Source organism: Pseudomonas sp. c313, assembly GCF_055407145.1.
In genome coordinates, this window is record NZ_JBUZRD010000003.1 from 444167 (window position 1) to 456617 (window position 12451).

Below are 12451 nucleotides of genomic sequence, written 5' to 3' on the forward strand. Positions count from 1 at the left end.
CTAATTCAAAGAAAAGCGCTTGTGGTTCAATCGCTTAGCTCTCCAAGGCAACACCTTAAAGGGCTCTGGCCCAGTATGGCCGAGGCTTTCAGCTCTATTGGGGTGTCTGTTTCGATTGAGAAAATAAATGTATGAGGCTTTTTTCCTGCCGCCGAGTCAGAAGATTCACAGTACTGGTGCTATATACAGGTGCGAGTGAGATACTGGCGATCCGTTGACCATTCCCTCCTTATATATGACGCAGCGCAAAATCATCCACGTCGACTGTGACTGTTTCTACGCCGCCATCGAGATGCGTGACGACCCGACCCTGGCGCAAAAGCCGCTGGCCGTCGGCGGTTCGGCGGACCGGCGTGGCGTGATAGCTACCTGCAACTATGAGGCGCGGGCCTACGGTGTGCGCTCGGCTATGTCGTCCCGCCACGCGCTGAAGCTCTGCCCGGACCTGACTATCGTCAAGCCGCGCATGGATGCCTATAAAGAAGCGTCGAAGGAAATCCAGACGATCTTTCGTGATTACACTGACCTGATTGAGCCACTGTCGCTGGATGAGGCCTACCTGGACGTCTCCGACAGCCCGCTCTTTGGCGGCAGTGCCACGCGCATTGCCCAGGACATCCGGCGCCGGGTCTCCAATCAACTGCATATCACCGTCTCTGCTGGTGTGGCACCGAACAAATTCCTCGCCAAAATCGCCAGCGACTGGAAAAAGCCCAATGGGCTGTTTGTGATAACGCCGGATCAAGTCGAGGATTTTGTTTCTGTGTTGCCGGTTAATAAGCTGCATGGCGTGGGCAAGGTCACGGCGGACAAGCTGGCGCGGCTGGGGATTGAAGATTGTCTGCAACTGCGGGACTGGAACAAGCTGGCGCTGGTGCGCGAATTTGGCAGTTTCGGCGAGCGGCTGTGGAGCCTGGCCCGTGGGATTGATGAGCGCATTGTGCAGAACGACAGTCGTCGGCAATCAATCAGTGTGGAAAACACCTACGACGTCGATTTGCCGGACCTGTCCAGTTGCCTGGAAAAACTCCCCGAGTTGATCGACACCCTGGCTGGGCGCATGGCACGTATCGACAGTAGCTATCGACCGGGCAAGCCTTTCGTCAAAGTGAAATTCCATGACTTCACTCAGACTACCTTGGAGCAGGCAGGGGCAGGGCGGGATCTTGAGAGTTATCAGCAGTTGCTGACCCAGGCGTTTAAGCGCGGTGGGAAACCGGTGCGGTTGCTGGGAATTGGTGTGCGGTTGCTAGACTTGAACAATGGGAATGAACAGTTGGAATTGCCGTGGTAGGAGCGAGCAAGCTCGCTTCTACAGAAAAGCAATGTCAGTTCGCCCCAGGGTCCGCCACCAACCGTCCGCCATCCTGGGTCAAGGCCTTGAGGAATTCCTGCTGCAATTCAGGATCATTGCGGGTCAGTTCGATCAGACTTTGTTCCAGTTCGCTGGCTTCTTCTTCCAGGCCAAGCTCCGACAAGCGCTTGACTCGGTGTACCCATTGGCTGACTTCGTCATCTTCCAGGTCGTCGTAGATCAACCCATGAGCTTCGAGCAGTTTTCCCCGCAAGGTGCTGCTGATGGCCAGCGATGAGTCCGAATGCACGTCATCCTGGGCATCTTCAATGCTGATCTGCAACGTTCTGACGTGGTTCAGGTCCTGCTCGGCAAACGGGCTGTCCAACAGGTTCAGGCGCAGTACGCCGTTGCGGTCGGTGGTCAGATCAAAGGTTTGCTTGCCGGCCTTCACCTGGACCGGGCGTTCGCTCCACGGCAGGCTGGTGTATTCCAGGCGCCTGTCGCGCTGGATTTCATCAATGCCCGCCAGGTTCTGTTGCGCGCGGCCGTGGGACTGCACGTTCATGAGCGGGTTGAGCCCGGCCACGCCATAGCTGATCCAGTCGCGGGTCACGCTGTCCGGCAGATTGCCCAGGGCGAAGACATTGACCACGTTGGCGCCGACGCCTGCCACCACCGCCACCGCGCCAAGGGGGATCTCATAGAGTTCCCGCCAAGGCTGGTACGGCGTATAGCGATCATAATGACGGGTGACTTCAAATTCAGTGACCTCGAAGGTCCTCTGCTCATGAATGCGCACCCGACGTTGCGGCAGCTCAAGCACCTTGGGCTCGCCAACATCGATCTGTAGGCTATGGTCGAGCAATTTTCGCTCGATGCGTTCCTCGTGCTCGCTGCGTTGCGACATTTGATTGGCGCAGCCGCTGAGCAGTAGGGCGCCACATAAAGTGGCGCCCCCGAGGGCTAAGGTGTTTCGCTTGAGCATGACTTCTCTTGATCTGGTTTTCAGCGACGAATACGCGCCTGAAGGAAAGACAGTACGTCAGCCACTGGCAGCGGTTGGGCTTGGGCTTCGGTCCGGCTCTTGTATTCCAGATTGCCATCGGCCAGGCCACGGTCACTGACCACGATCCGGTGAGGGATGCCAATCAGTTCCATGTCGGCGAACTTGATACCTGGGCTGGTTTTCTTGTCGCGATCATCCAGCAGCACTTCAAAACCTGCGGCCGTCAGTTCGGCATACAGTTTGTCGGTGGCTTCGCGTACTTGCTCGGTTTCGTAGCGCAGCGGTACCAGGGCGATCTGGAACGGTGCCAGTGCGTCGCTCCAGATGATGCCTTTTTCGTCGTTGTTCTGCTCGATGGCGGCGGCAACCACGCGGGAAACGCCGATGCCGTAGCAGCCCATTTCCAGGGTGATAGGCTTGCCGTTTTCACCCAGCACTTCGCACTTCATCGCCTTGCTGTACTTGTTGCCCAGCTGGAAAATGTGTCCGACTTCGATGCCGCGCTTGATTTCCAGGGTGCCCTTGCCATCCGGACTCGGGTCGCCGGCCACTACGTTGCGCAGGTCGGCCACGGTCGGAACCGGCAGGTCACGCTCCCAGTTGACGCCAAAGTAGTGCTTGTCATCGATGTTCGCGCCGATACCGAAGTCGCTCATCAGCTCAACCGAACGGTCGATGATGATTGGCAGCGGCAGGTTCAGCGGGCCCAGGGAGCCGGCGCCAGCGCCAATGGCGTCACGCAGTTCGGCATCGCTGGCCATGACCAGCGGGCTGGCAACGCCTGGCTGCTGGGAGGCTTTGATTTCGTTGAGTTCGTGGTCACCACGAATCACCAGGGCGATCAGCTTGCCTTCTTCTTCGGCATGCACGATCAGGGTCTTGATGGTCTTTTCAATCGGTAGATTGAACTTCTCCACCAGGGCCGCGATGGTTTTGGTCTCGGGAGTGTCCACCAGGCGCAGCTCTTCGCTTGGCGCAGGACGGGAGGTTTCCCGTGGCACGGCTTCGGCTTTCTCGATGTTCGCCGCGTAGTCGGAACCGTTGCTGAAGGCGATATCGTCTTCGCCGGAGTCGGCCAGTACGTGGAACTCGTGGGAGCCAGCGCCGCCGATGGAGCCGTTGTCCGCTTCAACCGGGCGAAATTTCAGGCCCAGGCGAGTGAATACGTTGCAGTAGGCCTGGTGCATGCGGTCATAGGTGACCTGCAGGGATGGCAGGTCAGCGTGGAACGAATAGGCGTCCTTCATGATGAATTCACGGCCGCGCATCAAACCGAAGCGCGGGCGGATTTCGTCACGGAATTTGGTCTGGATCTGGTACAGGTTGAGGGGCAGCTGTTTGTAGCTGCTCAACTCGTTGCGCATCAGGTCGGTGATCACTTCTTCATGGGTCGGGCCGGCGCAGAAATCGCGGCCATGACGGTCCTTGAAGCGCAGCAATTCAGGGCCGTACTCTTCCCAGCGCCCGGATTCCTGCCACAGCTCAGCCGGTTGGGTGCTCGGCATCAACACTTCTAGAGAGCCGGCGGCGTTCATTTCTTCACGAACGATCGCTTCGACCTTGCGCATCACCTTCAAGCCCATGGGCAGCCAGGTGTACAGGCCGGAGGCCAGTTTGCGGATCATGCCGGCGCGCAGCATCAGCTGGTGGCTGATCACGACCGCGTCGGAAGGCGTTTCTTTCTGTGTGGCGAGCAAATATTGACTGGTGCGCATGGTAGGCCGTTGTCGGTTGCTTGGACTTGAAATGACTTGGGATTGTACGGGCGCTTGCGGCCGACGTACAGGCATCTGGTTGTTGGGGCCGGGCTTGTGTCACTCTTCTTTCGGGGGGTTCAACCGAATTCGCCGGCTTTCCTGAAACCAGTGCAAGGCAATCAGGATCAGCGTCGGCACACCCAGCAAGCAGGTGATCAGGAAGAAGTTGTGATAGCCGAACTTTTCCACCATCACCCCCGAGTAACCGCCGATCAATCGCGGCAGCAGCAACATGATCGAGCTGAGCAGCGCATATTGCGTCGCCGAGAACTTCAGGTTGGTCAGGCTCGACAGATAGGCGACAAACGCCGACGTCGCCAGGCCCGAGCTGAAGTTATCCAGGGAAATGGTGAAGATCAGCATCTGCAGGTCGGCGCCCATGTCCGCCAGCATCAGGAACAGCAGGTTAGTGCCGGCTGAGGTGATACCGCCGATAAACAGGATCGGCAGGATGCCGAAGCGCACGATCAACAGGCCGCCCATGCCAGCACCCAGCAGGGTCATGATCAGGCCGAAGATCTTGCTGACGCTGGCAATCTGATCCTTGGTAAAGCCCTGGTCGATATAGAACACGTTGGCCATCACGCCCATCACGGTGTCCGACATGCGATAGGTGGCAATCAGCCCCAGCAGCAGCAGGGCTTGCCAGCGATAACGCAGGATAAAGTCGTTGACCGGCGTCAGCACCGGCGCCAGGCCGCGGCGGCCCATCGCCGAGAGGCACAGTGCGGTCAGGGAGACATAGAGGATGGCCCGCAGAAATGCGCGGTCCTCCAGCAGCAGGTCGAGCAGGCTGACGCCGTCGAACAGCACGCTGGCGAAATCGGTGTTGTACAGCTGGGTGAACATGGCCGGCACGGACACCAGCAACACAATCAACACGAACACAGACATCAGTTGGTGGGCAAAACTATAGCGCCCGGCCTGCAACTGGGTACGCAATGGCACGTCCGGCTCGCGTATAAAAAACGTGGTCAGCAGGGCAGGGACCATCAATATGCCAAATAGCACATAGGTGCCGGTCCACGCCGAATGCTTATAGTTGAAGCCGGTGGAGCCGAAGCCCTCGGCAAAAAACAGTGCACCGGCGGTGGCTAGCAGGGCGGCGATGCGGTAACCGGACATATAGCAGGCGGCCAGCGCGGCCTGGCGGCTGTCGTCGGCGATTTCCAGGCGATAGGCATCCACCGCGATGTCCTGGGTGGCCGAGGCGAAGGCGACAATAACGGCAATGGCGATCAGCCAGGACAGGTGTTTTTGCGGGTCGCAGAAACCCATGCCGATTAATCCGAGGATCACCAGCGTCTGGGACAGTACCAACCAGGAACGACGACGTCCGAGCTTGCCCAGCAGTGGCAGGCGCCATTGGTCGAGCAGCGGCGACCAGACCCACTTGAAGGCATACGCCAGGCCGATCAGGCTCGCATAGCCGATGGTTTCGCGGGCCACGCCGGCCTCACGCAACCAGACCGAGAGCGTCGAGAACACCAACATGTAAGGCAGACCGGCGGCAAAGCCGAGCAGTAACAGCACTAACGTCGAGGGGCTGGCATAGGCGGCGAGCGCGGCGCGCCAGGTTTTACGGGGCATGGACTGTAGTCTGCCTCAGATTACGGAAACAAAGCGCGCACTCTAACCGCTGTGCTCTACCGGGCGCCAGCCATGACGCTGAATATCAACGCGATTGTTCAGGATACTGACCCCTTCGCTGCGTAATCGCCCACGTTGCTCGTCTCCTGATGCGCTGCCCACCGGGAGACTTATCCGACCGCCGGCAGCGACGACTCGGTGCCAGGGTAACCTGGTGTCGTCGGGCAGTTGGCTGAGGGTGCGGCCAACCCAGCGCGCCGCCCGGCCCAGCCCGGCCAGCTGCGCCAACTCACCGTAACTGACCACGCAACCTTCGGGCACCTGCGCAAGGGTTAGGTAAAGCGCAGTGCGGCGAATCTCTGCGGGGCTTTGCGGGGTTTCGGTGGGTTCGTTCACGTTGGGCGTATCCGGTTGAAATTATCAGTCTCTTTGTAAGACACGTCTGTAAAGATGACGTTGAGAATTGAACTCAATACAGATACTTGAGTCTGTCCTTGCTAAGACTTTATCTAACACGATATTGCCCTTTTTTTCGCCAAATTTGAGCCCCGCATCCGCTTATGTTGTCCAGAACCCTGCTTTGCCTCGCTGTTTTCAGCGCCTCTACGCCCTTGCTCGCCGATACCGTCTGGTTGAAAAATGGTGACCGCCTGACCGGCAAAATCAAGGTTTTCGACGGTGGAAAGCTGCTGATCCAGACCGAATACGCCGGCGCCATCCCGGTGGACTGGAAGCAGGTGAAAACCCTGGAAAGCGACCAGGAGTTGCTGGTCAAACAGGACGCCTACACCGGCGAGAAAGCCAAGTCCCTGCACGCGGCCGACGATGGCAAGGTCATCCTGGCTAATGGCGAGGAGCCGAAAACCGTCGAGTTGGCGAGCATTCAGCAAATCATCAAGCCCAAGCCTGTGATCGAAGATCTGGTGTGGAAAGGCAACGTCGATGTGGCGCTGGACTACCAGCGGGCGGAAAAAGACACCGATGACTATGACGTGGGCTTCAAGACCACAGCCCGCCATGGCAAATGGCGGCATATTGCCGAAGGCGAGTACAACCGCGTGTTCCAGAATGACGTGGTCACCACTGATAACTGGAGCGCCGAGTACGCCCTGGACCGTTTTATCACCGACCAGTGGTTCTGGCAGGGTCGCCTAAACTACAAACGCGACAAGGTCGAAGACCTCACTCGTCAGCGCACCGTCGGTACCGGTCCCGGCTATCAGTTCTGGGATGACGAACTGGGCGCCTTCTCTCTTGGCTCGCTGCTTAACCGCACCGACTATGAATACCAGGATGGCGGCAAGGACAACTTCTACTCCTTGGCCATGAAGTGGGACTACAACCGCTACCTGGTAGGCAAGACGGTCGAGTTTTTCACCAGCGGCGAACTGGGCAAGCCCCTGGCAGGACCTGCCGATTACTCTCTCGATGCAGAAATGGGCCTGCGCTACAAAGTCACCGAATGGGCTTCGCTTAATCTCAAGGCTGAGCGCGACATTATCAGTGGCGGTTCGGACAGCGACTTGAGCAAAACCCGCTATACCGCAGGCTTTGGCGTGACCTGGTAAATGTGGAAGCGGCCTTACAACCGCAACCCACCATCCAATTCCAGAATCCGTCCGGTGTAATAGTCGTTTTCGAAGATATACGCCGCCGAATGGGCAATCTCCTCAGGCCGACCCATACGCTTGAGGGGAATACCTGAGGTCATCTTCTCCAGCGCCTCGGGCTTCATGCCCAGGGTCATCTCGGTTTCGATAAAGCCCGGTGCAATCCCCGCCACGCGGATGCCGTAGCGCGCCAGTTCCCTGGCCCAGGTCACGGTGGCTGCAGCGACACCGGCCTTGGCGGCGGAGTAGTTGGTCTGGCCAACGTTGCCGGCGCGTGAAATCGACGAAATGTTGATGATGGCGCCCTGGTTCTTCAACTCGACCATCTTCGCCGCCACCTCGCGGGTACACAGGAACACACCGGTCAGGTTGACATCAATGACCGCTTGCCACTGGGCCAGGCTCATCTTGATCATCTCGCCGTCCTTGACCTTGAGCAGCAGCCCATCGCGCAGGATCCCTGCGTTGTTGATCAAACCGTGGATCGCGCCAAAATCGTCAGCGATTTTTGCCACCGTGTGGGTGACCTGCTCTTCATCGGCCACGTTGCACAGATAGGCACGCGCCTTGACGCCATGAGCCTTGCAGGCAGTGACCGCAGCATCGAGTTTTTCCGGGTTAAGGTCCACCAGCGCCAGGTGGGCACCTTTGCTCGCAAAATACTCGGCCATGGAGCGGCCCAAACCCTGGCAACCGCCGGTGATAATGATTACTTTGTCGTTGAGATGCATTCGCAAGTCCTGTGAGCAGAATTAAGCGGTTGCCCAAGTCTGGTTTTGACGAAATTTACCGAGGGAGTCATAAGTTGAGCGCGCACATTGCCAAGAATGCCCGAGAACTACTGCTCAAGGAATACCGGGGAGCACTCGCCACCCTATCCAAAGCCATGCCGGGCTTCCCTTTTGGTTCGGTGGTGCCTTATTGCCTGGACGAAGAGGGCCGGCCGCTGATCTTGATCAGCCGGATCGCCCAGCACACCCATAACCTGCAAAAAGATCCCAAGTGTTCGCTGCTCGTGGGTGAGCGCGAGGCCGAGGATGTCCAGGCTGTTGGCCGCCTGACGTACCTGGCCGAGGCCGAGAAACTTGAGGATGAAGCATCCATTGCGGCGGCGGCCGAGCGTTATTACCGCTATTTCCCCGACTCGGCGAACTACCACAAGGCCCATGATTTTGATTTTTGGGTACTCAAACCGGTGCGTCACCGTTATATCGGCGGTTTCGGCGCAATCCACTGGGTCGATCAGCTGACTCTGGCCAACCCGTTTGCCGGCAAAGCCGAGCTGAGCATGATTGAACACATGAACAGCGATCACACCAAGGCCATTGCCCACTATGTCGAACTGGCCGGTTTGCCGACATCGGAGCCTGCGCAACTGGCCGGTATCGACAGCGAGGGCATGCACTTGCGCGTTGGTCAGGGCGTCTACTGGCTACCGTTTGCCGAGACGTGCAACACGCCGACACAAGTGCGCGAGGCCTTGGTTTTCCTGGCTCACGCCGAAGAATGGCCGAAAAAAACGGCCGCCGACGCTTGAATTCACGAAACGACGACGTCATCTAAGGTGGAGTAGCAAGGCATTCTTGCGTTGAGGAACCATTTGATGCGCCCTTTTTTATTGCTCTTTCTGCTGTTCCCGGTGTTGGAGCTGTTCGTATTCGTCAAGGTCAGCGGGGCTATCGGGTTTTTCCCGGCCCTGCTGCTGATTATTCTCGGCTCGATGCTTGGCGTACTTGTGCTTCGCATCGCCGGCCTGGCCACCGCATTGCGTGCCCGTGAAAGCTTGAATCGCGGCGAACTGCCAGCCCAGACCATGCTCGAAGGCCTGATGATGGCCTTGGGTGGCGGCCTGCTGATCCTGCCAGGTTTTGTCAGCGACGTGGTTGGCCTGATCATGCTGTTGCCGATCACCCGTCGACTGTTGGCAGGCAAGATGCGCCAGCGTGCCGAAGAAGCAGCAATCCGCCAGCGCGCCTTCGCTGATGACCTGCAATCCCGTGGCGGCCCGGTGCCGCGCCAGCCGCTGGGGCGCGAGGGTGATGTGATCGAAGGTGAGTTCGAACACCGCGACTCCAAGTAACTGCGTGATTGGCACGGCGCCTTTGGGGGCCGTGTTGTTTTTAAGTGCATGGCTATCACGAAAATTTTCGTCGCCAAGCCTTGTAATAAGCTTATGCGCCCTTATGTAACGGTCACCGCAAGGTTTCTGGTGGCGACACCAGACAGACTTCCGCGATTCGCCCAGCGAGCCGCGACCGGCATCGCCGGAATTTAACCTGCCGGTATTGACACCGGCCGATGAAAAACACAATTAGGAGAGATCGACAATGAGCAAGCTTCGTCCTCTGCATGACCGCGTCGTCATCCGTCGCAGTGAAGAAGAAAAGAAAACCGCTGGCGGCATCGTTCTGCCAGGTTCGGCTGCTGAAAAAGCCAACCACGGTGTGATTCTCGCTGCTGGTCCAGGCAAGCAGCTGGAAAACGGTGAAGTACGTGCGCTGGCCGTGAAAGTGGGTGACAAGGTTGTATTCGGCCCTTACTCCGGCAGCAACACTGTGAAAATCGACGGCGAAGACCTGCTGGTAATGGCTGAGAACGAGATTCTCGCTGTTCTGGAAGACTGATTCCCCGCTCATTTTCCCGTTACTACAAAGTATTTAAGGAATATCGATCATGGCTGCTAAAGAAGTTAAATTCGGCGATTCCGCCCGTAAGAAAATGCTCGCCGGTGTCAACGTCCTGGCTGACGCAGTAAAAGCGACCCTGGGCCCTAAAGGCCGTAACGTGATCATCGAGAAGAGCTTCGGCGCTCCGACCATCACCAAGGACGGCGTTTCCGTTGCCAAGGAAATCGAGCTGAAAGATCGCTTCGAAAACATGGGCGCGCAACTGGTCAAAGACGTTGCCTCCCGTGCCAACGATGACGCAGGCGACGGCACCACCACCGCTACTGTCCTGGCTCAATCGATCGTCAACGAAGGCCTGAAAGCCGTCGCTGCCGGCATGAACCCGATGGACCTCAAACGCGGCATCGACAAGGCGACCATCGCCATTGTCAAAGAGCTGAAGTCCCTGTCCAAGCCATGCGCTGACACCAAGGCTATCGCTCAGGTCGGCACCATCTCGGCCAACTCCGACAGCTCCATCGGCGACATCATTGCCGAAGCCATGGAAAAAGTCGGTAAAGAAGGCGTGATCACCGTTGAAGAAGGCTCGGGCCTGGAAAACGAACTGTCGGTTGTTGAAGGCATGCAGTTCGACCGTGGCTACCTGTCCCCGTACTTCATCAACAAGCCGGACACCATGGTTGCCGAGCTCGACGGCCCGCTGATCCTGCTGGTCGACAAAAAGATCTCGAACATCCGCGAAATGCTGCCAGTACTGGAAGCCGTTGCCAAAGCCGGCCGTCCACTGCTGATCGTGGCCGAAGACGTTGAAGGCGAAGCCCTGGCGACTCTGGTTGTGAACAACATGCGTGGCATCGTTAAAGTTGCTGCCGTCAAAGCCCCAGGCTTTGGCGACCGTCGCAAGGCTATGCTGCAGGACATCGCTGTCCTGACTGGCGGTACCGTTATCTCCGAAGAGATCGGCCTGAGCCTGGAAAGCACTACCCTGGAACACCTGGGTAATGCCAAGCGTGTGATCCTGTCCAAGGAAAACACCACCATCATCGACGGCGCTGGTGTTGAAGCTGACATCCAGGCCCGTGTGACCCAGATCCGTTCGCAAGTGGCTGATACCACTTCCGACTACGACCGTGAAAAACTGCAAGAACGTCTGGCCAAGCTGTCCGGCGGCGTTGCAGTGATCAAGGTTGGCGCTGGTTCCGAAGTCGAAATGAAAGAGAAGAAAGCCCGCGTTGAAGACGCCCTGCACGCTACCCGTGCAGCCGTTGAAGAAGGCGTGGTACCTGGCGGTGGCGTAGCGCTGATTCGCGCTCTGCAAGCCATCAGCGATCTGAAAGGCGAGAACGCTGATCAGGACGTAGGTATTGCTGTACTGCGTCGCGCAATCGAATCTCCACTGCGTCAGATCGTTGCCAACTCCGGTGACGAGCCAAGCGTAGTAGTCGACAAGGTCAAGCAGGGTTCGGGTAACTTCGGTTACAACGCTGCTACCGGCGAATACGGCGACATGATCGAGATGGGCATCCTTGACCCTACCAAAGTGACTCGCTCTGCTCTGCAGGCTGCGGCGTCCATTGGCGGCTTGATGTTGACCACCGAAGCCATGATCGCTGAAGCTCCGAATGACCAACCAGCTGGCGGCGGTATGCCAGACATGGGCGGTATGGGTGGCATGGGCGGCATGATGTAAGCCAGCCTTACCCCGATACTGAAAAGCCCCGCCTGCAGTGATGCAGGCGGGGCTTTTTTATGGCCGAGGGTTTAATGGCCCGTTATGTGGACGTCAGCAGGACGACATATCGACGATCTGTTGGCCTCAAGTCGTTCTCACGATCTTTCCCTGAATAACTTGCTCGGCCTTTTCTCCACGCTGATACAGCAAAAAGTAATACGTCCCCAAGCAGATCAGCCAGCAAAAGATCGCTGTCCAGACGTTATGGGAAAAGAAGTGCGCCCCTTGCATCATTCGACTGATGGAGAGCACCGCCCCCAACCCGAATGCCAGGATAAGCGCCTTGCGTGCCAGGCGTGGTCGGCGATCGCGTAACACAAAGAACAGGGCAAACAAGGTAAACCCCGTGGCCGCGTGACCTCCAGGCCAGCAGCGCCCGGGCTTGTCGGTTTGCGGTCGGGCGCTCAGCAGTGCGCTGTAGGTTTCCTTGCCGCCAAACTCCTTGAGGCTCCAGGGGCACTGCACGGCGGTGACCACTTTCAGCGGGGAAACGAATGAGGTGGACAGGCCCAGAGACAGTACCAGGCAGCCCAGTTCGCGTCGGTAGGGTTTGAGTCGCTCAAGAATGAGCGCGCCGACAAAGCCCAGTATGGCCAGCACCGAGAACAGGATGACCAGTTGTTTGGCGCGGTCGTGGAGGATGTCTTCAAGGAAAAAACTGTATCGGCCAATAAAGCCGCCGTCTGCTGCGCTGTAAAACAGTTTGGCCAGGCTCATGTCCAGTGACGTCAGTTCCAGCAGCAGCAAAATCACCGCCGCAGTGGCGGGTACTCCCAGGTACAGCCAAAAATTGAGGGGCTTGGAAGCTGGGCGCAAGACGGTTGAAGACATG

At 58.0% G+C, this 12451-nt stretch carries 12 protein-coding genes; 6 read left to right on the forward strand and 6 right to left on the reverse strand.

Features of this window, described 5'->3' with window-relative positions; all coding sequences use genetic code 11:
- The first annotated feature begins 235 nt into the window (after window positions 1-235).
- Window positions 236-1294, forward strand: a complete 1059-nt coding sequence (gene dinB / locus ACZRKZ_RS11550) for a DNA polymerase IV (protein ID WP_463967412.1) — start codon at window positions 236-238, stop codon at window positions 1292-1294.
- A 34-nt stretch (window positions 1295-1328) separates the two neighbouring features.
- Here the strand turns inward: dinB and ACZRKZ_RS11555 are convergent, their stop codons facing one another.
- The 4 genes from ACZRKZ_RS11555 to ACZRKZ_RS11570 form a co-directional block, all read right to left on the reverse strand.
- Window positions 1329-2282, reverse strand: coding sequence for a hypothetical protein (locus tag ACZRKZ_RS11555; RefSeq protein ID WP_463966973.1), 954 nt, complete (start codon window positions 2280-2282; stop codon window positions 1329-1331).
- 20 nt (window positions 2283-2302) lie between these two features.
- Window positions 2303-4018 (reverse strand): proline--tRNA ligase, encoded by a 1716-nt coding sequence (locus tag ACZRKZ_RS11560; protein ID WP_133099651.1) that lies wholly within the window; start codon window positions 4016-4018, stop codon window positions 2303-2305.
- Between the two features lie 99 nt (window positions 4019-4117).
- Complete coding sequence (locus tag ACZRKZ_RS11565; RefSeq protein WP_463966972.1) at window positions 4118-5650, reverse strand: AmpG family muropeptide MFS transporter; 1533 nt, start codon at window positions 5648-5650, stop codon at window positions 4118-4120.
- A 42-nt stretch (window positions 5651-5692) separates the two neighbouring features.
- The gene (locus ACZRKZ_RS11570; protein WP_463966971.1) at window positions 5693-6046 is read right to left on the reverse strand and encodes an MGMT family protein; all 354 of its coding nucleotides are present in this window, start codon (window positions 6044-6046) and stop codon (window positions 5693-5695) included.
- 164 nt (window positions 6047-6210) lie between these two features.
- Between ACZRKZ_RS11570 and ACZRKZ_RS11575 the strand changes: the two genes are divergently transcribed.
- Window positions 6211-7218: a DUF481 domain-containing protein gene (locus ACZRKZ_RS11575; RefSeq protein ID WP_463966970.1), complete on the forward strand. Its 1008-nt coding sequence runs from the start codon at window positions 6211-6213 to the stop codon at window positions 7216-7218.
- Between the two features lie 14 nt (window positions 7219-7232).
- Here the strand turns inward: ACZRKZ_RS11575 and ACZRKZ_RS11580 are convergent, their stop codons facing one another.
- A complete protein-coding gene (locus ACZRKZ_RS11580) occupies window positions 7233-7991 on the reverse strand; it encodes an SDR family oxidoreductase (RefSeq protein WP_463966969.1) in 759 nt (252 codons plus the stop codon).
- Window positions 7992-8065: 74 nt separating this feature from the next.
- Here ACZRKZ_RS11580 and ACZRKZ_RS11585 point away from each other — a divergent pair, with 74 nt between their 5' ends.
- The 4 genes from ACZRKZ_RS11585 (at window position 8066) to groL (ending at window position 11577) form a co-directional block, all read left to right on the forward strand.
- Window positions 8066-8797, forward strand: coding sequence for a HugZ family pyridoxamine 5'-phosphate oxidase (locus ACZRKZ_RS11585; protein ID WP_463981653.1), 732 nt, complete (start codon window positions 8066-8068; stop codon window positions 8795-8797).
- A 66-nt stretch (window positions 8798-8863) separates the two neighbouring features.
- A complete protein-coding gene (locus ACZRKZ_RS11590) occupies window positions 8864-9340 on the forward strand; it encodes an FxsA family protein (protein ID WP_149411917.1) in 477 nt (158 codons plus the stop codon).
- 247 nt (window positions 9341-9587) lie between these two features.
- A complete protein-coding gene (locus ACZRKZ_RS11595; RefSeq protein WP_133099645.1) occupies window positions 9588-9884 on the forward strand; it encodes a co-chaperone GroES in 297 nt (98 codons plus the stop codon).
- Between the two features lie 49 nt (window positions 9885-9933).
- Complete coding sequence (groL, locus tag ACZRKZ_RS11600; RefSeq protein ID WP_133099644.1) at window positions 9934-11577, forward strand: chaperonin GroEL; 1644 nt, start codon at window positions 9934-9936, stop codon at window positions 11575-11577.
- A gap of 126 nt (window positions 11578-11703) precedes the next feature.
- On the opposite strand, the gene ACZRKZ_RS11605 is transcribed toward groL, so the two are convergent.
- Window positions 11704-12450 carry a phosphatase PAP2 family protein gene (locus ACZRKZ_RS11605; protein WP_463981654.1) on the reverse strand — a complete coding sequence of 249 codons (747 nt, stop codon included), beginning with the start codon at window positions 12448-12450 and terminating at the stop codon, window positions 11704-11706.
- Between the last annotated feature and the right edge of the window lies 1 nt (window position 12451).